The following is a 20,298-nucleotide window of genomic DNA, read 5'->3' on the forward strand; positions in this document are numbered from 1 at the left end:
GAGAACGACCGTGGAAGGCGGTGACCCATGAGCGCGCAGCCCGCTGAGCCCGGCCTGGCCGAGCTCCCGCTCAGCACGCCGCTGGAGGCCGAGGTCCACCACTTCCGCGGCGTGTACTCCTGGTGGCTGGACACCTCCCGCTCCGCCACCCCGGAGGCGGCCGGGCTGCACCTGCCCGCGGTGCCGCGGCTGCGCCACAGCTCGGGAACGGCCGAGCTGCTCTACGTGGGGCGCGCCCGGCGCGACCTCCACCGCCGGATCATCGGTCAGCACCTGCGGCGCACCCGCTCCTCGGCGCTGCGGCGCACCCTGCTCGCGGTGCTCCTGCCCGGTGACCCGTCCTGGCGGGACGGCGCGGCCCTGGACGGCCGCAACCGGGTGCTCCTCGACGAGGAGCACGAGCAGCGGCTCACGGCCTGGATGCAGGAGCACCTGCTCCTCGGCTGGGCGGAGTGCGAGAACAAGGACGACGTCGACGCCCTCGAGCAGCGGTGGGTCGCCGCGCACCAGCCGGTGCTCAACACCGAGAGCACCGGCCACGGCCCGGAGCTGACCGAGCTCAAGCGGGTCTTCCGCGAGGGTCTGCCCGTCCGGTCCTGAGCGCCGGCAACTCGCGCCCTGGGCGGCCGCTGCCGCGGCGGTAGAATGGGCTCCCAGCACGCACATGGTCGTCAGGGGCCGTCATGAAGAACACCGGGAACAGCAGCGGAGCCACCGTCTGGGTGGTCCTGATCGCGGCGGTGGTCTTCCTCGGCCTGTTCCGGTTCGTGATCCTCGGCGGAGTGGCTCTCCTCGGCCTGGCCCTGCTCGGCCTGCTGGTCTGGCTCAGCGCCGGCTTCATCACGAGCCAGACGCGCACGGCCCGGCAGACCGCCGTCCAGAACGACGACGACGACGACGAGCCGCCGCTCGCTGCCCGGCGGTCCGGGCAGACGACGGTGGAGGAGTCCCGGGCGGCCGGAGCGTCCAACATGCGCACGGCCTGGATCTCGTGGCACCTCCGATCCCTGCCCCCGCCGGAGGAGTCCAGGGATCCTCGGCTCCTCACCGGCACCCTGTCCGTGGTCCCGCAGGCTGACTGGGACGTGGACCGGCTCCGCACGCACGGCCGGGCACTGTGGTCCCTGCGCGGCAGCGCCCGCCGGCACGACCTGCTCGACCAGCTGGACGCCCGCCTGGACCGCACGGTCGCCATGATCTCCGACCTGACCGACACCGAGTTCGACACCGCCCTCGGCCAGGTCAACGACCAGTACCTGTACCACCCGGACCGGCAGGTCCGCACCGCCTATCTGGAGGGCGGCGCGCTGGGCGTGGACCTCATCATGGACGCCGTGACCGCCGCCCGGGTCCAGGCCCGCGAGGACGCCGCCACGAAGGCCGCCGCGGAGGCCCTGGCCCAGCAGCGCACCGCCGCGCTGCGCGCCCTGCGGGAGACCCACCACCCCACCGAGGGCCGGGACGCCCGCGCCGCCTGGGACGAGCAGGCCCGCAAGCTCGAGGAGTGAGTGCGCCGGCTGCGCGCAGCACCACGCACGCCGCCGCGCTGGGGCTATCGGCGGTCCCGCCGCAGGTGCTCCCGGAGTCCGGGGATGGCGAAGCGGACCAGCCCGTACCCGGCGGGCTCGATCAGACCGGCGTCGATGAGCCGGGTCCGGTAGTTGCCGACCGTGTTCGGCCTGGCCCCGATCCGGGCACCGATGTCCCCGGCGGTGGACGGACCGTCGTCCTCGGCCATGGCACGGAGGACGTCGAGATCACGCGGGGACGCCGTCGACAGCGCCGCCTCGATGACCACGCGCTCGTTCCGGCGGCGCGCGGCGGTCACGGCGTGGCCCACCATCGCGTCCGTGACCGCGGAGGAGACCTTCTCGGCCTCCTGCCACAGGAAGTACCCCACCAGCTGGATCAGGAAGGGATAGCCACCGGTGGCCTCGGCGGCACGGCGGGCCTGCTCCTCCACCAGGGTGAAACCGCCCGTCGCGAAGGTCTCCACGTAGGACTGCTGGACCTCGCCGATCGCGGCCGCGTGCAGGTCGATCCGGTCGGCGCGGCGGAGGAACGTGGCCACCCCCTCGTTCAGCAGGTCCGACACGGCCGCCGGCAGGCCGGCGAAGAGGAGACCGATGGGCAGGTCCGCGCGGATGAAGTGCTGCACGTCGGCGGCCAGTTGGGCGATCTCCTGCCGGTCGGCGGCATGGATCTCGTCCACGGTGATGAGCAGTCCGGTCCGCTGGTCCTCCAGCAGGCGCAGTAGTCGCAGGCCCTCCTCGCGCCACTCCAGCTGCTGGTGGGGCGGCAGCTGAGTGGTGAAGCCGAAGCCCGCCGCCGTGACGGCGGTGAGCCGCCGACCCTGGGGCCCGTTGCCGAGCTCGTCGGCCAGCCGGCGCATGGTGTGGCCGATGCGGCCCATGAAGCCCCGTGTCGCCGTCTCGGACACGACGGCCCAGCCCTGGGCACGGGCCAGGTCCTCGGCCGCCCCCAGCATCACGGTCTTGCCCACACCTCGGGCCCCCGTGAAGATGGTGAGTAGCCCGGGCGCACCTGAACGGAGGCGCAGCCCGTAGGCGAACTCGTCCAGGACACCGGCCCGCCCGATGATCTCCGGCGGGGAGGCCCCGGCCGTGGGGCGAAAAGGATTCTCCACAACCCCCCTGTGAACGTCGGTGAATCTTGTGAATCTTGTGAATCTGAGGTCTCCAACATACTGCTCCGAAGAACGGACCGTGCCTCACTCCCGGGCCATCACCAGCGGCTCCGCCCGCACGATGTTCCACCGGTGGCCGTCCGGGTCCGCGAACACCCGGTGACTCGTGCAGCCGTCGTCCTCGCGGTGCCACGCGGTGGCACCGGCGGCGACCGCCCGGTCGACCAGGACATCGACCTCCTCCGGGATGTCGACGAACAGGGCGAAGCTGCCGCTCACGGTGCGGCTCGGATCCGCGAGCTCCTGATCCTCACCGACGGCCTGCTGCATGAACCGCCGCTCGACGAGCGTGACCCCGAAGTTCTCCCCGAGATCCAGGACCATGCTGCGCCCCGCCGCCATGCCGGGAGCTGTCCGCCAGCCCAGGGCCTGGTAGAAGGACCGCGAGCGCTCCAGGTCGGCGACGGGGATGTGGGGAAAGAACTTGTACGCCACGGGAACTCCTGGAGCATCGACGGGCCGGGGTTCCATGCTCCTCCCGCCCCACGGACGGCACAACGGTGGAACCACCCTGTTGCGGCCCCGCGACCCCGGGGCCTCCGCACGACTGCGGAGACCCCACGGTGCTCACTCGGGCCAGGCGTTCTCCCGGATGATGCGCACGAAGTCCTCCCGGTGGAAGTCCGGGTCGAAGTGGGCGAGCACGTCGTCGTTCATGGTGCCGAAGGTGGTCCCGGGCCGGTCGACCATGCCGTCGTGGAAGGCGCGCAGGATCTTGTTCTTGAAGTCCGGCCGGGGGTGCGCGGCGACGACCTCGGCGCGGTGCTCCTCGGAGATCTCGTCCAGGTCGAGGCCCAGCACGTCGGTCTCGACGCCCAGCGTGACCACGGCGACCTCGGGCGCCAGGCGCAGCGGGATCTCCGGGGTGGTGTGCAGGGCGATCGCCAGCCACACGTTGCGCGCCTCCTCCGCGGACCGGCCGTGGTCGCGCAGGAACGCCTGCGCCGCCTCGGCGCCGTCGATCTCGAAGCGCTGGTGCTTCGTGCGGTGCTCCTGCGTGAGACCCAGGTCGTGGAACATCGCCCCGACGTAGGCGAGCTCCGGGTCCACCTCGTGCCCGCGCGCGGCGGACTTGAGCATGCCGAAAAGAAAGACCCGGCGGGAGTGGTTGAACAGGCTCTCGTCGGCGGCCCGCCGGACCAGCTCGGTGGTCTCGCGGACGAGGGCGGAGTCCGGAACGGTGATCCCGGCGATGGTCTCGGCCAAGGTGTCTCCTCTGCTCGGATATGTGGTGGCGTGCGGGACCGGCCCATCGCCGGTCCTCCTCCACCCTCTCAGACGGGGGCGCAGCGGGACCGCAGGACCGGGACGCCCTCACCTGTCAGGTCGTCGCAGTACGTCGCCCGGCCGGCCAGGGCCATGACGAGCGCCAGCGTGGTCCCGCTGACCAGGGGTCCCGAGCCGGATGCGAAGGGGCCGTCGGTCGCCACCAGGCGGACGCCCTGGGCGGCGCTGCGGCTGGGCACCGCGAAGTCCCTGCCCACGTAGAACCGTGCCACCGCGGTCACGGTCTCGACCGGCGGCGTGCGCGGCAGCCCGAGCGGGCGGCGGACGTCCTGACCGTGCACGACGACCTCCCCCAGCCACGCCGCCGTGTCCTTGGAGGGTGCCTTCGTGCTGCCGACCACGGCGCGGAACCGCTGGAGCGTCTCGGCCGGGGTGGCGCCCCGGTGCTCCTCGAGGCGGCGCTGGTTGTGCAGGTCGAAGTCGAAGCGGGCGCCCAGCACGCTCCGGAGCCAGCGGAGCCGGCCGATGCTCGCGGCCGCGGTCAGGTGCGCGACGACGTCCTCCACGGTCCATCGCCCGCACAGGGACGGCGCCGCCCACTGCGTCTCGTCCAGGCCGGCCAGGTCCTCGGCCAGTCGGGCGCGCTCGGCGTGGACGGCGGCCCACAGGTCGTTCCGGTTGCTCGGCTCCATGAGCCCCATCGAAGCACACGCCGGGGTGCCGGGGCCTTCGGTGTCCGCCGATCCCGATAGCGTGGCACTGGACCCACCCCCTGGGAGAGCACCCCCGACCGCACGAGGAGCCTCGATGACGAGCATCCGATTCCTCCACACGAGCGACTGGCAGCTCGGCATGACCCGGCACTACCTCGAGGGCGAGGCCCAGTCCCGCTACACCGGCGACCGGGTCGAGACGATCCGCCGCATCGGGGAGCTGGCCCGCGCCCGGGGATGCGCGTTCGTGGTGGTGGCCGGCGACGTCTTCGAGCACGCCAACCTCAGCCGCCGGGACGTCGGGCGCGCCCTGGACGCCATGGCCTCCGTGCGGCTGCCCGTGTACCTGCTGCCCGGCAACCACGACCCGCTCGGTCCGGGGTCGATCTACGCCCAGGACGCGTTCCTCGGCTCGAGGCCGGACAACGTCGTGCTCCTGGACGAGGTGGGCCCCTGGCCGGTCGCCGAGGGCGTCGAGCTCGTGGCCGCCCCCTGGCGCAGCAAGCGGCCGGACGCGGACCCGGTCGCCCCGGCCCTGGAGGGGCTGGAGCCGGACGGGACGCTGCGCGTCGTCGTCGGCCACGGGATGCTCGACGAGCTGGACCCCGACCGCTCCTCCCAGGTCACCGTGCGCCGCGCGCCCCTGGACGAGGCGCTGGCGCGCGGGGCGATCCACTACGTGGCGCTGGGCGACCGGCACATCCGCTGGCCCGAGGACGACCGCGGCGCCATCCACTACTCCGGGACCCATGAGTCCACGGGCTTCCGCGAGCCCGGCCGCGGACACGTCCTCGAGGTGGCGCTGGACGCCAGCACCGTGGAGGTGACCTCCCACGAGGTGGGGCAGTGGGAGCACCGCGTCCTCGAGCGGCAGCTCGACGGCTCCGACGACGTCGGGACGCTGCGGGCCGAGCTCGCCGCCCTCACGCCCAAGGAGCGGATCATCCTCAAGACCGTCTTCACCGGCACCCTGAACCTCTCGGAGTCCTCCCTGCTGGACGGCCTGCTGGAGGAGCAGGCCGAGGTCTTCGCGAGCCTCAACGCCTGGGAGCGGCACACCGACCTCGCGGTCGTCCCCGACGAGCACGAGTTCGAGGATCTCGACGTCGGCGGGTACGCCGCCGACGCCGTGACCGAGCTGCGCGAACTGGCCGCGTCCGACTCCGAGGACGCGCCCGCCGCCGGGGACGCGCTCCGGCTCCTGTACCGACTCGTGGGAGGGACCACCCGATGAAGCTGCACCGCCTCAAGCTGGAGAACTTCCGCGGCGTGACCGCGCGCGAGGTCGAGTTCCCCGACGCAGGGGTCGTCGTGGTGACCGGCCGCAACGAGATCGGCAAGACCTCGATGATCGACGCCCTGGACGCGCTGATCGAGCTGCCGGACAACAGCAAGCACAAGAAGATCACCGGGGCGAAGCCCGCCGGCCGGGACGTGCCCGTCCTCGTGGAGGCGGAGTTCTCGATCGGATCCACCCGGGTCGTCTACACCAAGCAGTGGCTGAAGAGGCCGTCCACGACCCTCCGGCACGTCGGCGGGTCCGGGGACGGCCGGACCCTCACCGGCCGCGAGGCCCACGACGCCGCCGAGCAGCTGTGGGGCGGGGCCGACACCACGCTGTGGAAGGCTCTGCGCTTCATGCAGGCCGGCGGGCTGACCCAGAACGCCCTCACCGACAGCGCGGCGCTGCGCCGGGCCCTGGAGTGCCACGCCGGCCAGGCCCAGGGCGACGACCGCGAGGTCGCCTCGCTCCTGGAGCGCGTGCGCGCCGAGTGCGACAAGCACTGGACCTCGACGCGGAAGAAGAACGTCAAGTACGTCCAGGCCGAGACGGACTGCCGAGAGGCTGCGACCGCGGCCGCGGAGGCCGCGGAGGAGCTGCGGGGCATCACCGTGGTCGAGGAGGAGCTGGCGGAGCTCACGGAGGAGATCGCCACCACCGGCCGGAAGCTCGGCGCTTCCCGCGCGGAGAAGGCCGGGCTGGACCGCGCCGCTGCGGAGATCGAGACCGTCCAGCGGCAGCAGCACGAGGCGCAGCGCCGCCGGGACTCCGCTCAGGCCGAGCTCGACCGCGCCCGGGAGCGCGCGGCCCGCCGCACGGAACTCGTGACCGCACTCGCAACCGACGAGGAGCGCAGCACGGCGCTCGCCGAGGACCTGCGGTCCTGCGAGCAGGAGCTCGCCCCGGTGCGCGAGCACGCCGCGGAGGCCGAGGAGCGCCGCACTGCGGCCCAGGCCGCGGTGCAGGAGGCCCGGGCGGCCCACCGCTCCGCCCGGGAGGACCGGAGGCACCTCGACGACGTGGAGCGCCACCGCCGCGTGCTCGAGATCCTGGGCTCGCTCGAGGCGGTCCGGGCACAGCTGGCCGAGCTGCGGTCCCGTCCCGCCACGGAGCTCGACGAGGGCGTCCTGGAGAAGCTCGAGCGGGCCGAGCGGGCGGCGGAGAAGGCCGAGGCGGAGCTGGCGGCCGGCAGCGCCCGGGTGGAGCTCACCGCGCTGGGCCGCGCGCGCCCGATCGTGACCGGCGGCAGCACCGAGGAGGTCGCCCCGGAGGAGCCGTGGTCCGTCCCGGTGACGGACGAGGTCGAGGTCGAGATCCCCGGCGAGTGGCGGGTGCGGGTCTTCCCGGAGCAGGGCATCGCGACCCGCCGGGACGCCGCCCGCACGGCGCGGGAGAAGTTCACCGCGCTGCTGGCGCGGCACGGGGTCGAATCGGTCGCGCAGGCCCGCGCCGCGTGGCGCGAGGCCCAGGATTTGGCGCAGCAGGTGCGCGAGGCCGTGGCCCAGCGCGACCGCCTGCTCGACGGCGAGGACGAGAGCCGCCTGCGCGACGACCGGGACCGCCTCGCCGCCGCGATCGAGCAGTACGGCGAGCGACGGGACGGCGACGCTCTGCTGCCGGAAACCGCCGGCGCCGCCCAGGAGACGGTCGAGGCCGCCGAGGCCTCCCTCAACGACGCCGAGGACGCCGTGCGCCGCGCCGAGTCCGCCGCCGAGGCGGCCCGGTCCGCCCTGGAGTCCGCCCAGACGGCGCTGCACTCCCTCCAGGGCGCCGCGCTCGAGCAGGAGCGCGCCCTCACCGGCACCCGGGCCCGGCTCGAGGAGGCCCGCCGCGACGTGCCGGACGAGGACCTCGACCGTGCGGCCACCGCGGCGGCCGAGGCGCTGGCCGCCGTCCAGGAGGAGATCGACGGGCACGAGGCGGCCCTCGCCGGCCTGGACGCCGACCGGGTGCTCGCGGACCAGCAGCACGTCGCGGACGAGATCGCGGGGCTCGAGACGCTGCTGGCCGGGCGGCGAGGCCGCCACAACTCCCTGGAGGGCCGGCTCGAGGGCATGGGCCGGGACCGGGTGCAGCTGGCCCACGACCAGGCCGGGACGCGGCTCGAGGCGGCCCGGCGCCACCTCGCCGGGGTCGAGCGGCGGGCCGAGGCTGCTCTGCTTCTGGAGCGGACGCTGCTGGAGCACCGCGAGCGCGCCCACGCCCAGTACGTCCAGCCGTTCCGCGACGAGGTCGAGCAGCTGGGCAAGTCGGTCTACGGCCGGGACTTCGAGGTCCAGGTCAGCGGGTCCCTGGAGGTCGAGCAGCGCAAGCTCCACGGCGACTGGCTGCCGTTCCACTCCCTCTCCACGGGGGCCAAGGAGCAGCTGGTGATCCTCATCCGGCTCGCCACCGCCCTGCTCGTGGACCCGGAGGACGGGGTCCCGGTGCTGCTCGACGACGCCCTGGGCCACTCCGACCCGCAGCGGCTCCGCCGGCTCGCTTCCGCCATCACCACCGCCGGCGAGCGGACCCAGGTCATCGTGCTGACCTCGAACCCCGAGCGCTTCGTGAACCTGCGGGAGGCCCACCTGATCGAGATGTGAGCCGGGCCCGGGTTCAGGAGGCTGGTTCCGCTCCTGAGGGCGCCATCGGGCCCACCACGTCGTAGGTCGCGCAGACGAACGCGCGGTTCCGGGCCACGTCCTTCAGCTCCAGGTCGAACCGGCGGGGGAACAGGGGGCGACCCGTCCCGAGGGTGACCGGTGCGATGGAGACCATCAGCTGGTCCAGCAGTCCGGCCTCGGCGAACTGGGCGGCCAGGCCGCCACCGCCCACGACCCAGATGTCCTTCCCGCCGGCGGCCTCCGCGAGCGCGGCGTGGATCGGCGCCGCCTCCCCCTGGGCGAAGCGGAGGTCGGCCCCGGTGATCCCCGGCAGGTCCACGTGGGAGACAACCCAGGCGGGCATGTCATAGGGCCACCCCTCGCCGGAGGCCTGCAGGTGCGCCCGGACCCACTCGTAGGTGGTGCGGCCCATCACGACCGCCCCGATCCCGGCGATGAACTCGTCGTAGCGGAACGGGCCCTCAGGGTCGGAGTCCTGCCGGAACAGCCACTCCAGGGAGTCCTGCTCGTCGGCGAGATAGCCGTCCAGGGTGGTGGCGGTGTAGAAGACGGTGCGGGTCATCGGAGACCTCCTGTACGTCGTGGGCATCCACTCGATCGGATCTCCGGGCTCGGGAGGCGATCCCGGTCCGGCTGCGGACGGACCGCGCGCGGCCGTGCCTTCTCCATCATGGACGGCTGCCGGTGACACAAGCACTCCTCGGCCGTGCCCCCTTGCTCCCGCCTGCTCCGACGCGCACTGTGAGAGCCACACACCAGGGCGCGCAACGACGACGACCATCATCACCGTCCACACCCGCGGTGGTGGGATCTTCCGTCCCCGGGTGCGGACGGCAAGCACCGGTCGGGAGGAACACCATGACCACGTCCGCCCCGGAGCCCCAGGAGACCGACCACCGCTCCCCGAGCCGTTCGCCGGCCCGGCGCCGGCCCGTGACGGTCTTCCTCGTCCTGGCCCTGGGTCTGGGCTGGGCGGCGCTGATGGTCCCCGCGCTCACTAGTGCCCCGGTGGAGCCGTTCCTGCTGTTCGTGAACTTCGTCGCGCTGCTGGGCTCGGCCCTGGTGGTGACCCGTCTGGCGGACGGGCCGGGCGCGGTCCGCCGAATGCTGGGACGGGCTTTCGCCTGGCGCTTCGGCGCGGCCCGCTGGGCCGTGGTCCTGCTGGGCATGCCGGTGCTCACCCTCGTCCTGGCCGCGGCCACCGGCTCCCTGCGCAGTCCTCCGGCTGGCTGGGCGGCCGAGGCCGGGTGGTACTTGTTCAGCACCCTCGTCTACGGGGCGCTGGTGCTCAACCTGTGGGAGGAGACCGCCTGGGGCGGGCTCCTCCAGACCCGGCTCACCGCCCGGCACGGGCTGCTGATCGGCGCGCTGCTGACGAGCCTGCCCTTCGCCGCGATCCACCTGCCGCTGTACCTGGCCGAGGGGTGGAACGCGGAGACCGCCGGGAACCTCGCCCTGCTCTTCGTGCTCGTGCCCGTCTACCGGTACCTGTTGGGCATGCACCTGCTGGACACTGGCGGCAGCGTGCTGGCCATCGGCATCCAGCACGCCTCCTGGAACGCCGCCGGGAGCCTCGGAGCGGTCGAGGGCGAGTGGCAGGTGATGGCGGCCGTCGTCCTGCTCACGCTCCTGGTGGCGCTGGAGCGCCGCGTCCGAGGCCGGGGCACGCGGCCCCTCGGCCGGGACGCCGAACGCCACGCGGCCGCCGCGTGGACAGCACCGCGCAGCCGCGGCCCGGGAACCGCGGTCGACGGCCCGGGGTGACCGGACAGGGCCTCCGTCCTCGGCGCCGGCAGCGACCGACGCGACATCCGGCGGAGGACCACGCGCACCGCCTCGTCGAAGATGCGCCCTGAGTGACGTGGCCCACATAGACTCGAGGCCACCGAGGCAAGGGGCTGGCATGAGCATCGAGGACGAACGGCGCACCCGCGCTGCCGCCCGGGCACCGCACGAGCCGACGCCGCGCCGCCGCACCCCGCACGACCGCGGTGCCCGCGAGGCCGGCCTGGAACGGGCCCTGGACGAGGTGCGCAAGGTCGGCGTCGAGGCGAGCGACCTGCTGCGCAGAGAGGGCCTGAAGCCGGCCAAGCTCGTGCACGTCCCGCCCGGCGCCCGGTCCTACCCCCTGGTCGGTCACGCGTTCTCCCGGGTCGCGTGCGGCTACGGGTGGCACGTCATCCGCGGCCTGATCGTCGGCACGGACGGCCGGCTGTGGACCCGCACGCCACTGCACGACCCCACGCCGCAGAAAGACCTGGACGCGTGGCGGCTGGACGTGGAGCCTCCGGGCGGGCGGGGCGAGCTGCCCCACCCCGTGCAGTACGACGGGATCTCCCTGCACACCGTGCGCCGGATCTCGGAGCACGAGTACCTGAAGGTCGACCTCATCGAGCGCCTCACGGACGGCTACGCGCGACTGCTCATCCTCCACCACCGCCGGAGGTCATGAGCGGCGCGTGCGGTTCCGCAGGAGGCCGAAAAGCACGACCAGGGCCAGGAGCAGGACCATGCCGGCGTAGCCGACCGCCGTGGGCACCAGACCGACCTCACCCGCGACGGCACCGGCCGCCACGGCGGGGATGCTGTGCGAGAGATAGCTGACCACGTAGATCGCCGAGAGCAGCCCCGCCCGCTCGTGCGGTGCCGCCTGGGGCAGGAGCGTGCGCAGCACCCCGAGGAAGCCGGCGCCGAAGCCGACGCCGGCCACCACCGTGGCGGCGAAGTACAGCCCGACGGAGCCGGCGACGAGCGCCGCGATCGTGGCGGCCATGCCCACCACCAGGACGCTCATGCCCACGGCGAGCACCCGCTCCGGCGCCGTCGTGCCGAACAGGAGGATCGCGATCCCGCCGGTGCCCGTCAGCGCCGCGACCACGAGACCGGTGAGCACCACGGAGTCCGCCCCGGTCAGCGAGCGGACCAGGTTGGGCCCCAGGGAGATGATCAGACCGCCCAGGGCCCAGCACGCGGCCGTGGCGGGCAGCACCCACACCGCCGAGCGGCGCACCTGCGGCGGGAAGGAGACCCGCGGACGCAGCGAGGCCAGCGCCCCGGGAGCACGCTCCACGGTCTCGGGACCGAGCGCCGTGCCCACGAGCTGCAGCACCAGCAGTCCCAGCAGCACGAGGAAGATGAGGTCGATCATCTCCGGGGCGGCCGCGACGATGAGGCTCGAGGCCACCGCCCCGCCGGCCAGGCCCAGCACCGGCCCCGCCCCGGTGATCACGGTCCCCAGCCCCCGGCGGCCCACCGGCTCGAGCTCGATCACATAGGCGCCGAGAGCGCCGGTCGCCGTGCCCGTCGCCACACCCTGGACCAGCCGGGCCACCACCAGCGTCGCCTCGCTGTCGGCCAGCACGAATACCAGCATCGCGGCGATCTCCAGGACCAGGGCGACCAGCAGCACCGGGCGACGCCCGAGGTGGTCGGACAGCGCCCCCACCGTGAGCAGCGCGGCGAGCAGGGACACCACGTACGCGGCGAAGATGACGGTCAGCACGACCGGCGGGAAGCCCCACAGGTCCTGGTACAGCGGATACAGCGGACTGGGCGCGCTGGAGGCGGCCATGACCACCACCAGCACGGACGCCTGCACCCAGAACGCCGCCTTCGCGGGCAGCACGGGACGACGGCGGGGCGCGGCGCCGGAGCGGAGGAACATGCGGGCCTTTCATGGCGGGGCTGGGAAGCGCGACATGATCGCGCTCACCTCACGCTAGCCCCACTGCGGGGCTGGCGCCGCGCCTCGTCGTCGTCGGGGTGCCGTCCAGACACCGCCCCGTGAGGCCACGGACGACCGCAGGAGCACTGGCACGCCCTCGGACGCGGCCCTGCTACTGAGCGTCCCGCCGGCGCACCATCTCGGCGATCCAGTCGGGGGCAAACGGAGACGTGCAGTTCGGCGGCGTCGGGTAGTCCTTGAACACCTCCAGGCGCTCCCCGATCTCGAGAGCCCGGGCCCGGTGCTCCGCGTGCGCGATCCCGATCTGCGCCAGGCAGGTGTTCATTGCCCACTGCAGGCGGTCCGGGGCTTCTCCCATCTCAGCCTCGATGATGTCGAGCAGACCCGCGAGATCGAGGCCCTCGGGCTTTTTCGCCACGCGGTTGGCGGTCAGCGCCCAACCGGCGCTCGCGACGACGGGGTCCGGATCGGCCAGCCAGGCCGTCCGCAGATCCTCGGAGTGCGGGCTCCTCTTTACCACGTAGTTCACGAACCAGTCATGGACCTTGGGGGTGCGCGTCTCGCGCACCATGGCGTCCAGCTCGTCCCGTTCGAACGCCTTCGGCCGGCAGATCAAGAGCGCCAGCAGTCTCGCCGCGGTGTCTCCGGTTCCCCAGAGCTCGAGCGCAAGGTCCTGCTGCGTTTTCAAGCGCTTCGCGACCGCCCGCAGCTTGGTCAGGTTCACCCCGTGGCCGTCGCCGTGCCGCTCGTTCACCGCGCGCACCCGCGGGTCCTCGAGCGTGGCCAGCTCGGCCATCACCTCGGCCACCGTCGTCTCAGCCACCTCGGCCTCCTGTTCCTCGCATGTGACAGCCAGCCTACGAGGAGAGCGAGGCCCTCGAGCATCGGCGGGGACGACGACGCGGCGGTGACTGCCACCGCCCAACTCCGCGAGGCCATCGACGTCGCCTCCTCCCGGGGGTAAGAACAAGGACCGACAAGGGAGCAACTGTCCCCCGGTAGCGGGACATGCGGAGACAGCCGCGTTACCTTGGCCGGCACCGGCGTCATGGTCGATGAAATCCGCGCTCCCCTGCCAAGGCATTTCACCTCGTCAGCAACGCCAAGACGCGAACCATGGGGCTCGAATGGCGCTTGCCGAAAGTCGGCGCGAAGTCATATTTATATTTCATTGCATGCAGTTGCGATTGCAATTTACTGTTCAGTAGATCGCTGGCAGGGGGCTGGCGATCGAGGGGGCTGGAGAGCATGCGAAAGATTCGTCTGACCGCCGTGGGGGCGGCAGTGATGACAGTGGCGCTGGCCACGGGTTGCGGTGGCGGAGCCGAAGCGGCACCCGCACCGGACAAGATGGTGCTGATCGCCGGTGATCGGCAAGGAGTGCCGTCGATCGTGGACGCGTCCGGACGTGAGCCGGAGATCGTCATCTCCTCGCTGAGCGAGGCACTCCAGGACCGGTTCGAGCGGGACATGACCGTGACGTTCGTCCCGGCGGACGGGGATCCACGAGCTGCGCTGACGGAGTTCTACGAGCTGGACGTCGACAACCCCACCCAGCAGGACAAGTCCCCGGAGAAGCGCGTACAGGAGCTCGCCGAGCACCTGGCCGGCCTGCAGGCACCGGCCGGTGAGTCCGACGCCCTCGGCGCCCTGGACACGGGAGGCCGAGCAACCGCCGACGCGGACGACAAGTCCCTCTACGTCTTCGACAGCGGAGTGTCCACGGCGGGACCGCTGGCACTGCAGAACGGCCTGCTGGGTCCGCAGACCGAGGTTTCCGAGATCGTGCAGCAGCTCGAGTCCGCCGGGAGCATTCCGTATCTGAGCGGGGTGGAAGTCCAGTGGTGGGGCCTCGGCCAGGTGGTGGCGCCTCAGGACACTTTGCCCGTGTGGGCCAGGGCGAAACTCCAGGAGCTGTGGACCGCTGTCATCGAAGCCGGTGGAGGGTCGGTCGTCTTCCACAACGACGCCGTGCAGGCCACCACCCCGACCGGGGAGCTGCCCGAGGTGTCGCCGGTGGAGTTCAGCGACGTGGTTGCGGAACCCGTGTCCGTGTCCATCCCGGAGTCCCAGATCTCCTTCCAGCCCGACACGGCTGACTTCGCGGATCCGGACGCCGCCGAGCGCACGCTCGCGGAGCTCGTCTCCACCCTGGAGCAGTCGAAATTTCCTGCCCTGTGGGTGACCGGGTGCACGGCCAGCCCCGAGGGCGTCTCGACAGACCTGATGCAGCGGCTGTCCGAGCAACGAGCCGGCGCCATCGCCCGATCCCTGGAGAGCGCCGGCCTGAGCACCGCCCTGCACGTGCAAGGACTGGGACCGGCATGCCCCGGCCGCACCCCGGAGATCACGGACGGCGAGGGGGTCGAAGCGGCCCAGGCCAAGAACCGTCGGGTCCTGATCACCTCCATCGAACCGTCTGCTGCAAGCGGTCAGGAGTGATGACCTGTGTCGACACCTGCAACAGACCAGCACGACGCGACTGCCTGCGCACCAGAAAGGAATCTCGCCGTGAGCACCACCTCTCCTGAGAGTTTCCGCTCCTATCTCACCGAAGCCCACGCCGTGCGCGGACCGGACATCCCGGACCGCCCCCCGTACGCCCAGTTCATCGAGACCTGTCATCAGGACGGCGTCGCGGACGCGGAACGCGGCATCTTCGACAAGCACTCCTTCGCGCTGCAGGCGCCGACGACCTTCGAACACCGCTGCTCCAGCTGGCTGGACGTCGCGTTCAGCAAGGCGATCGACGAGCGGCACGACGACCTTCATACGGCACGGGACATCATGGCCCGCACCGAGGCAGCTTGTGCCCAGGTCGAGGCCCAGCGCCACCAGACGGAGCAGGAGCTCACCGAGGTCGAGCACGAGATCGAGAAGACTCGTGATGTGCTCCGGGACCCCGGTCACGCACTGCACGAGCCGCTGGCCGACATGCTCTCCTCCCCCGAGCCGATCGACACCACGGAGACGAATCGACGCCGGAAGGCTGCCACGCCGCGATTTCGCACGGGGCGCCGGGTCGTCTCATGGCTGGGCCGCCGGCCCTGGGCCACGATACTGCTGTGGCCGTTCCTGGTCGCGGGCGAGATCGGCCTCATCTATCAGATCACCCAAGAGCTCGGCGACGGCCTATGGACGGGACGATTGCTGGCGGTCTCGTTGTCCGCTCTCGCCGTGGCGATCGCGTGGCTGGCGGTGCCCCCGCTGGTACAGGCCGGGGCCTCACGTGCCCGACAGGTCCTCAGCGCGATGGCCTTGCTCCTCTATCTCGTGGCGATGGTCGCACTGGGCTGGTTGCGTTACCTCGACTCCCGATCCGAGGTCGTGAGGCTCGTGGATGATGCCGCCGATTCCTCGACAGCGATCGCCGTCTTCCCGTGGTTCGGTGCTGCCCTGCTCTTCCTGCTGTGGGTGGCCCTGCCCCTGGGTCTGACGGCCGTCATAGCCCTGCTGCACATCCGCCACTTGGGCGCCGAACACCACGACGACCTTGTCGACACGGAAGCCGACCCAGCAGAGACGTCCTCCGACGAAGCAGGAGCGAAGACAGCTGACCGCGCGTCCGGTGGAAGTGCGGTGGAGGTCGATCCTCGGGTCCGGCATCAGCAGGACCAGCTCATCGCCCATCTCAGGGCCTTGCGAATTCGCAGGATACAGCTGCAGGATCAGCTCACTCTTCTGCAGGCCGAGGTGATCTACGCCCGGGCGGCCCTGGACAATGCCCGCCTCAACGAGGACGTCATCGACGAGCGTGCCCGCCTGCACCTGCAATCGTTGCCGCAAACGATCGCAGACGGCTTCCTCTCCTACCTGAAGGGTCTGGAGCAGGGACTGGGCGATCCCACGATGACCGCCTACCTCCAGGAAGTCGCAGAGGCGTTCCTGTCCCGTTACACCGAGACCGCCGAGGCCAAGGTCAACGGCTTCCTCGTCTATCTCGACGAGCACCCGTTGTCGCCGACCGTCCTTGCGGCCGCCACCGAAGCCGCATGATGTCCACTGTCATTTCACGCCGGTTCCGGCGCCACGCAGCGCCCCCGTCGGCGGTCGTCTGCACAGGAGTGGAAAGGCCTATCCCATGACTACATCTGACGTCCGTTTCGGCCACCAGCGGGACGAGGCACCGCCCTTGGCTCCCGAGATCGGGTCTCGGCAACGTCGAGCCGCCGTACGCTCGGGCCGGCGCAGCGCGGGCACGACGGTCCCGGACGCGGAAGGCCATCACCCCGCGACCCGAGCCATGGCAGCTGAGACCGCCCAGGTAGAGGCCCAGATCCACACCGCTCTCGTCAGAGCCGTGGAGAGCCTGGATCGACAGATCGCTCCTGCGGAGGCCGAGATCCGACTGCTGACCTCGGGCCTGCCCTTGGAACCGGCGCCCCTGGATCCCAAACCGTCCGGCTCATTGACCGCCGTTCAGCAAGAAGACGTGCGGGCCAAGGAAGACGCCTGGCGGAGGACATCCGCTCGCCGCTCCGCGATGCGCCAGCGCCTGGAACAGCTGCAGCAGAAGGTCGCGGAACTCAGCCAGGAGCGCGAGCATCTGCACTCCACGGCCGCCGGCATCCTGGACTCCTGGGTGGCGCGTTTCGACCACCTGGTGGCCTATCACCGAGAGGGATACGTCCGTGCTCTCACCCGGCGGTTCTTCGCGGCTTCCTTGACCGTGAAGGATCCGCAGAACCTTCCCCTGCCCTCCTACCGACCCTCGCATCCGTGGGCCGCCGGCGAGCAGCTTCCCGTGACGTTCACCGAGGTCCACGCCGAACAGCAGCCGGCGCTGCGCTGGGGCCATCTGAACTGGGAGTTCCAGAACTCAGCCACCCCTGCTCGCGAGATCCTCTGAGAAGTCGCCGACTGGGGCGGGCTGGTGAGGGCCTTAAGATGGCGCCTGCCTGATTCCTTCAGGGACACACCACCGACGGGCGCGGCGCCGAGCTAACCGAGTTCAGGCCGTCGTTCTTCGGCCGGCTGCCGCCATGTGCAACGCCTCCATGGACAGGGCGGTGATTTCACCCGGGGCACGAATCAGTAGGCCGCTCCCGCTGGCTCTAGAGCAGGAACACCGCGCACTTCATCGGCAATCTCTTGGATGCTCTGCCAGAGGTTGTTCCGGAGAGACATCAGGTCATGCAGGTACCTGTCCGGCTGGCGAGCTGTCGCATGCAGGTACCGATTGCAGGCCCTCGTCATGTCGGACAGAGGTTTCTGAGCACCGGACTCCGGGCGAGTCTGCTCGCGCGCCAGGCGAATGCGGTCGCGGATGTCGAGGACGCTGGCATTCACGTTGTGGAAGTCGTCCCGTTCTTGCGCCCCGGGAACGTCGCTGACGTTGGCGATGACAGCGAACGCCCTCCGACGGTGGATCTCGTCCACCAGCAGCCGTAGAGAGTGCTTTTCATTGCTCCGTCGTTGCAGCCGATAGGTAATCAGCGCGATCACCACGGTCAAGACAGATCCCACTACGGCCCCGATGATTCCCACCCAGAAGTCCGGCCAGAACGTGTTCCACACCCGGTCATCATGTCATCGTCTGGGCGCGCGACTACATGCGAACAGGCCTGAAGCAAATCATGATGCCCGGGGTTTCTGGAACTTTTCCAACTGCCGCTTATGCACCCCGTTCGCAGCAGGCGACTCCCGGTCCTGGCGACAAGCCCATACCCCCACTCGAATCTGAAGGGCGCGTAACGCGCCGGTTTCCAATGAGAAGCTGTTTGCGATAGTTACGATGGGGGAATTACTCCGTTGAAAGGCCCCCATGTCGCCTCGCGCCAAACGCACGCTAGGTCAAAAACTCATCCGGGAGTTCGTTCTCCTCACCGGTGCGGTGATCGTCGCCGCGATCACCATGACGCTTGTCTACCAAGTGATCACGAATGTGGTCGCCCCTGAGCTCACCGATGGTCTGGCCAGCGCACCCCCAGGGTGGGAACAGGAACAGCGCCCCAAGACGACCAGCCCGATGTACGCCGGTACTGAGAACCGCCTGCACGACGACGAAACCCGCATCACCGTGGCGATGCGGGACCGCGAGTACCGGGGCTGGCCATGAGCCAGGACCCACAACAGCAGGCCGTGGATGAATACCTAGCGGAGAAGGGTCTGGACTACCGGCCCGGGGACCGGATGCCGTGGAAGGCGTGGGAGCGGGCCGTCTACAAAGTTTCCTGGCGTGCATCCGCGGCCGGATTCCTGCTCATGGTCATCGGCCTACAGGGCGGGCTTTACACGCAACCCTTGTTCATGCCCGTCGCCGGAGTCCTCCTCAACGCCATGTGGTTGGCCATCATCGCTTTCATCCCCGCCTACTACCGCTTCTACCGGGTCCACGACATCGTCAACCCGCGACAAACGCGCCGCAAACACGTCTGCGTCGACCAGTGCGACCAGCACCGCCATCACTACGGAGTGGACACACCTTGAACCACGCCATTCCCGCCTTGGATGGACTCACGCAAGAACTCGGAAAGGAATCCTGATGACCAATACGACTGCCTCTGAACCCGAGCAGACGGCGACGTCTACCGCCGACAAGGCGTCCGAGCAGCTTCTGAAGCTGGTCGGCAAAGTGATTGACACGGATATCGGTCCGTTGACGGGGTCCATCAAGTGGGCGGAAGACCGGCTGGCCCGCGTCCAGGGAACCCGCTACGAGCCCAATGCCGAACCAACAAGGACAGTCAGGTCGGACGAGCGCGACGATATCGAGAAGGTGATCAAGAGGCTGATCGTCGAGTCAGTCGAAGCGGCCAGTGTCAACGGTTTCGTGACCGGGATCGGTGGGTTCATCGCGATGCCAGTGACCGTTCCCGCGAACATGGCGGGTGCACTCGTGATCAATGCACGTCTTGCCGCCGCAATCGCCTACCTTCGTGGTTACGACCCTAAGGATCCGCACGTCCGCACGGTAGCCACACTGATCGCGGTGGGCTCGAACGCACAGCAGGTCGCGAAGACGTTCGGTATCAAGGTCGGTGAGAAGGTGGCGATGGAGGCGATCAAGAAGCTTCCGATCATGCTGATTCGCGAGATCAACAAGAAGGCCGGTTTCATGCTCCTCGCCAAGTACGGCACGAAGCGTTCGGTCGTCACCTTGGCGAAGGGGGTGCCGCTTGTCGGTGGAGTGATAGGCGGCGCGGTGGACGCAACCATGACCAGCGTTGTTGGCCGCACCGCGAAGGCGATGTTCCCCGTCGACTGATCGCTTCGCTTTCTATCAGCCACCTCGATCTCGGCAGCCCGAGCCTGAGGAGGCGGTGATCGAGTGCCGATAACACTGCCAGATCCCTGCTTGAGTCCGGCGACATCAGGCCCCAAATACAATTTCGACCATGAGGAGCTTTTTTCCGGCCATCGCAACATGAGGGGGCGGCGTGATTCCCCGACTACGGATGCCACGCCGTCCTACGCCTTCAGCACTGGCTCAACAACAGTTGTCAGGCCTGCGGAATTTCCCATTCCCACCCAAGGGACGGATCAATGGACTCGTTGTACACCAGAATGCCTTCGGTACTGGGCACGTCCAGAATTACCCTACCCGTCACTCGCTCACCGGGACCAATGGAAGAGGGAAGCGTTTCTGACTCCTCTATACAGCCGTAAGAGGGTCCAGAACTGATCGAATTTACAGTCGTCCCCTTGGCATCGATCATCTTAAAAGAATGTGACGAGATACTGATAGGTCCATACATGACTTCTGTGAACCCCGGTTCTGCCGCCGTCTCCACCTCCATGTCGACAGCAATGAAGCGGCCATTTTCGGGCGCTAGCGCGTACGGAGTGGTGCAGACAGGATCTATTTCGATTCCCTTGACGACATAAGTGACGACGTTCTCATTCGGATCGTCCAGCGAGTGAATTCCAGCGGGCTCACCAATCTCCTTCGTGAGATTGCCTCGGGGAGACGTTTCCTGCGTGGACGAGGGCGTCGATTCCGCCGTAGCAGGCTCGACATTCGGAGCAGTTGCCTCCGGGTCCGCTTCGGCGTTGGAGCAACCGACCAACGTCAGTGCAGGGAGGGCGAGGAGGGCCAAGGCATAGCGCTTCATCAGGGGTCCTTCTGTGAGGGGATC

21 protein-coding genes are annotated in these 20,298 nt (G+C 70.0%); 12 read left to right on the plus strand and 9 right to left on the minus strand.

What is annotated here, in order from left to right; genetic code table 11:
* Positions 1–27 precede the first annotated feature (27 nt).
* Together ACFYE3_RS16915 and ACFYE3_RS16920 are read left to right on the plus strand one after the other, a co-directional pair.
* Positions 28–600, plus strand: a complete 573-nt coding sequence (locus tag ACFYE3_RS16915) for a GIY-YIG nuclease family protein (protein ID WP_387611033.1) — start codon at positions 28–30, stop codon at positions 598–600.
* Between the two features lie 83 nt (positions 601–683).
* On the plus strand, positions 684–1,508 hold the full coding sequence (locus ACFYE3_RS16920; RefSeq protein ID WP_387611034.1) for a hypothetical protein: 825 nt from the start codon (positions 684–686) through the stop codon (positions 1,506–1,508).
* Between the two features lie 44 nt (positions 1,509–1,552).
* On the opposite strand, the gene ACFYE3_RS16925 is transcribed toward ACFYE3_RS16920, so the two are convergent.
* From ACFYE3_RS16925 to ACFYE3_RS16940, 4 genes are all read right to left on the minus strand, one after another.
* On the minus strand, positions 1,553–2,647 hold the full coding sequence (locus tag ACFYE3_RS16925) for an AAA family ATPase (RefSeq protein ID WP_387611036.1): 1,095 nt from the start codon (positions 2,645–2,647) through the stop codon (positions 1,553–1,555).
* Between the two features lie 84 nt (positions 2,648–2,731).
* Positions 2,732–3,142 carry a VOC family protein gene (locus ACFYE3_RS16930; protein WP_387611038.1) on the minus strand — a complete coding sequence of 137 codons (411 nt, stop codon included), beginning with the start codon at positions 3,140–3,142 and terminating at the stop codon, positions 2,732–2,734.
* A 132-nt stretch (positions 3,143–3,274) separates the two neighbouring features.
* Positions 3,275–3,913, minus strand: a complete 639-nt coding sequence (locus ACFYE3_RS16935) for an HD domain-containing protein (protein ID WP_387611040.1) — start codon at positions 3,911–3,913, stop codon at positions 3,275–3,277.
* A gap of 68 nt (positions 3,914–3,981) precedes the next feature.
* The gene (locus ACFYE3_RS16940) at positions 3,982–4,635 is read right to left on the minus strand and encodes a maleylpyruvate isomerase family mycothiol-dependent enzyme (protein WP_387611042.1); all 654 of its coding nucleotides are present in this window, start codon (positions 4,633–4,635) and stop codon (positions 3,982–3,984) included.
* Between the two features lie 106 nt (positions 4,636–4,741).
* On the opposite strand from ACFYE3_RS16940, the gene ACFYE3_RS16945 reads away from it, so the two are divergent.
* Complete coding sequence (locus tag ACFYE3_RS16945; RefSeq protein ID WP_387611044.1) at positions 4,742–5,881, plus strand: metallophosphoesterase family protein; 1,140 nt, start codon at positions 4,742–4,744, stop codon at positions 5,879–5,881.
* Positions 5,878–8,514 carry an AAA family ATPase gene (locus tag ACFYE3_RS16950; RefSeq protein ID WP_387611045.1) on the plus strand — a complete coding sequence of 879 codons (2,637 nt, stop codon included), beginning with the start codon at positions 5,878–5,880 and terminating at the stop codon, positions 8,512–8,514. Before ACFYE3_RS16945 ends, ACFYE3_RS16950 begins: the two co-directional genes overlap by 4 nt.
* Positions 8,515–8,527: 13 nt before the next feature.
* Here ACFYE3_RS16950 and ACFYE3_RS16955 read toward each other — a convergent pair whose 3' ends face one another.
* Positions 8,528–9,097: a dihydrofolate reductase family protein gene (locus tag ACFYE3_RS16955; RefSeq protein ID WP_387611046.1), complete on the minus strand. Its 570-nt coding sequence runs from the start codon at positions 9,095–9,097 to the stop codon at positions 8,528–8,530.
* Positions 9,098–9,393: 296 nt separating this feature from the next.
* Here ACFYE3_RS16955 and ACFYE3_RS16960 point away from each other — a divergent pair, with 296 nt between their 5' ends.
* Both ACFYE3_RS16960 and ACFYE3_RS16965 read left to right on the plus strand, forming a co-directional pair.
* Entirely contained in the window at positions 9,394–10,299 is a 906-nt protein-coding gene (locus ACFYE3_RS16960) for a CPBP family intramembrane glutamic endopeptidase (protein ID WP_387611047.1), read from the plus strand.
* Positions 10,300–10,438: 139 nt separating this feature from the next.
* Complete coding sequence (locus tag ACFYE3_RS16965; protein WP_387611049.1) at positions 10,439–10,987, plus strand: hypothetical protein; 549 nt, start codon at positions 10,439–10,441, stop codon at positions 10,985–10,987.
* Here ACFYE3_RS16965 and ACFYE3_RS16970 read toward each other — a convergent pair.
* Both ACFYE3_RS16970 and ACFYE3_RS16975 read right to left on the minus strand, forming a co-directional pair.
* Entirely contained in the window at positions 10,982–12,199 is a 1,218-nt protein-coding gene (locus tag ACFYE3_RS16970) for an MFS transporter (RefSeq protein ID WP_387611051.1), read from the minus strand. The two genes, ACFYE3_RS16965 and ACFYE3_RS16970, sit on opposite strands and share 6 nt — an antisense overlap.
* A 172-nt stretch (positions 12,200–12,371) precedes the next feature.
* Positions 12,372–13,043: a DNA alkylation repair protein gene (locus ACFYE3_RS16975; protein ID WP_387611052.1), complete on the minus strand. Its 672-nt coding sequence runs from the start codon at positions 13,041–13,043 to the stop codon at positions 12,372–12,374.
* A 569-nt stretch (positions 13,044–13,612) separates the two neighbouring features.
* Between ACFYE3_RS16975 and ACFYE3_RS16980 the strand changes: the two genes are divergently transcribed.
* From ACFYE3_RS16980 to ACFYE3_RS16990, 3 genes are all read left to right on the plus strand, one after another.
* Positions 13,613–14,662 (plus strand): hypothetical protein, encoded by a 1,050-nt coding sequence (locus ACFYE3_RS16980; RefSeq protein ID WP_387806163.1) that lies wholly within the window; start codon positions 13,613–13,615, stop codon positions 14,660–14,662.
* Positions 14,663–14,731: 69 nt separating this feature from the next.
* Positions 14,732–16,216 carry a hypothetical protein gene (locus tag ACFYE3_RS16985; protein ID WP_387611057.1) on the plus strand — a complete coding sequence of 495 codons (1,485 nt, stop codon included), beginning with the start codon at positions 14,732–14,734 and terminating at the stop codon, positions 16,214–16,216.
* A gap of 247 nt (positions 16,217–16,463) precedes the next feature.
* Positions 16,464–17,069 carry a hypothetical protein gene (locus ACFYE3_RS16990; protein WP_387611059.1) on the plus strand — a complete coding sequence of 202 codons (606 nt, stop codon included), beginning with the start codon at positions 16,464–16,466 and terminating at the stop codon, positions 17,067–17,069.
* Between the two features lie 182 nt (positions 17,070–17,251).
* Here the strand turns inward: ACFYE3_RS16990 and ACFYE3_RS16995 are convergent, their stop codons facing one another.
* Positions 17,252–17,737 (minus strand): hypothetical protein, encoded by a 486-nt coding sequence (locus ACFYE3_RS16995; protein ID WP_387611061.1) that lies wholly within the window; start codon positions 17,735–17,737, stop codon positions 17,252–17,254.
* Between the two features lie 247 nt (positions 17,738–17,984).
* Between ACFYE3_RS16995 and ACFYE3_RS17000 the strand changes: the two genes are divergently transcribed.
* From ACFYE3_RS17000 to ACFYE3_RS17010, 3 genes are read left to right on the plus strand one after another with little or no spacing between them, the layout of a single operon-like run.
* The gene (locus ACFYE3_RS17000; RefSeq protein ID WP_387611063.1) at positions 17,985–18,278 is read left to right on the plus strand and encodes a hypothetical protein; all 294 of its coding nucleotides are present in this window, start codon (positions 17,985–17,987) and stop codon (positions 18,276–18,278) included.
* The gene (locus tag ACFYE3_RS17005; protein ID WP_387611065.1) at positions 18,275–18,649 is read left to right on the plus strand and encodes a hypothetical protein; all 375 of its coding nucleotides are present in this window, start codon (positions 18,275–18,277) and stop codon (positions 18,647–18,649) included. Before ACFYE3_RS17000 ends, ACFYE3_RS17005 begins: the two co-directional genes overlap by 4 nt.
* A 55-nt stretch (positions 18,650–18,704) precedes the next feature.
* Positions 18,705–19,427 carry an EcsC family protein gene (locus ACFYE3_RS17010; protein ID WP_387611067.1) on the plus strand — a complete coding sequence of 241 codons (723 nt, stop codon included), beginning with the start codon at positions 18,705–18,707 and terminating at the stop codon, positions 19,425–19,427.
* Positions 19,428–19,662: 235 nt separating this feature from the next.
* On the opposite strand, the gene ACFYE3_RS17015 is transcribed toward ACFYE3_RS17010, so the two are convergent.
* A complete protein-coding gene (locus tag ACFYE3_RS17015) occupies positions 19,663–20,274 on the minus strand; it encodes a hypothetical protein (protein WP_387611069.1) in 612 nt (203 codons plus the stop codon).
* Positions 20,275–20,298 lie beyond the last annotated feature (24 nt).

The sequence above is a fragment of the Kocuria arenosa genome, assembly GCF_042879215.1.
GTDB lineage: Bacteria > Actinomycetota > Actinomycetes > Actinomycetales > Micrococcaceae > Kocuria > Kocuria arenosa.

Coding starts and splice junctions, on each gene's coding strand:
- ACFYE3_RS16915 (WP_387611033.1), top strand. CDS start 28: ATGAGCGCGCAGCCCGCTGAGCCCGGCCTGGCCGAGCTCCCGCTCAGC.
- ACFYE3_RS16920 (WP_387611034.1), top strand. CDS start 684: ATGAAGAACACCGGGAACAGCAGCGGAGCCACCGTCTGGGTGGTCCTG.
- ACFYE3_RS16940 (WP_387611042.1), bottom strand. CDS start 4,635: ATGGGGCTCATGGAGCCGAGCAACCGGAACGACCTGTGGGCCGCCGTC.
- ACFYE3_RS16945 (WP_387611044.1), top strand. CDS start 4,742: ATGACGAGCATCCGATTCCTCCACACGAGCGACTGGCAGCTCGGCATG.
- ACFYE3_RS16950 (WP_387611045.1), top strand. CDS start 5,878: ATGAAGCTGCACCGCCTCAAGCTGGAGAACTTCCGCGGCGTGACCGCG.
- ACFYE3_RS16955 (WP_387611046.1), bottom strand. CDS start 9,097: ATGACCCGCACCGTCTTCTACACCGCCACCACCCTGGACGGCTATCTC.
- ACFYE3_RS16960 (WP_387611047.1), top strand. CDS start 9,394: ATGACCACGTCCGCCCCGGAGCCCCAGGAGACCGACCACCGCTCCCCG.
- ACFYE3_RS16965 (WP_387611049.1), top strand. CDS start 10,439: ATGAGCATCGAGGACGAACGGCGCACCCGCGCTGCCGCCCGGGCACCG.
- ACFYE3_RS16970 (WP_387611051.1), bottom strand. CDS start 12,199: ATGTTCCTCCGCTCCGGCGCCGCGCCCCGCCGTCGTCCCGTGCTGCCC.
- ACFYE3_RS16990 (WP_387611059.1), top strand. CDS start 16,464: ATGGCAGCTGAGACCGCCCAGGTAGAGGCCCAGATCCACACCGCTCTC.
- ACFYE3_RS17000 (WP_387611063.1), top strand. CDS start 17,985: ATGTCGCCTCGCGCCAAACGCACGCTAGGTCAAAAACTCATCCGGGAG.
- ACFYE3_RS17005 (WP_387611065.1), top strand. CDS start 18,275: ATGAGCCAGGACCCACAACAGCAGGCCGTGGATGAATACCTAGCGGAG.
- ACFYE3_RS17010 (WP_387611067.1), top strand. CDS start 18,705: ATGACCAATACGACTGCCTCTGAACCCGAGCAGACGGCGACGTCTACC.
- ACFYE3_RS17015 (WP_387611069.1), bottom strand. CDS start 20,274: ATGAAGCGCTATGCCTTGGCCCTCCTCGCCCTCCCTGCACTGACGTTG.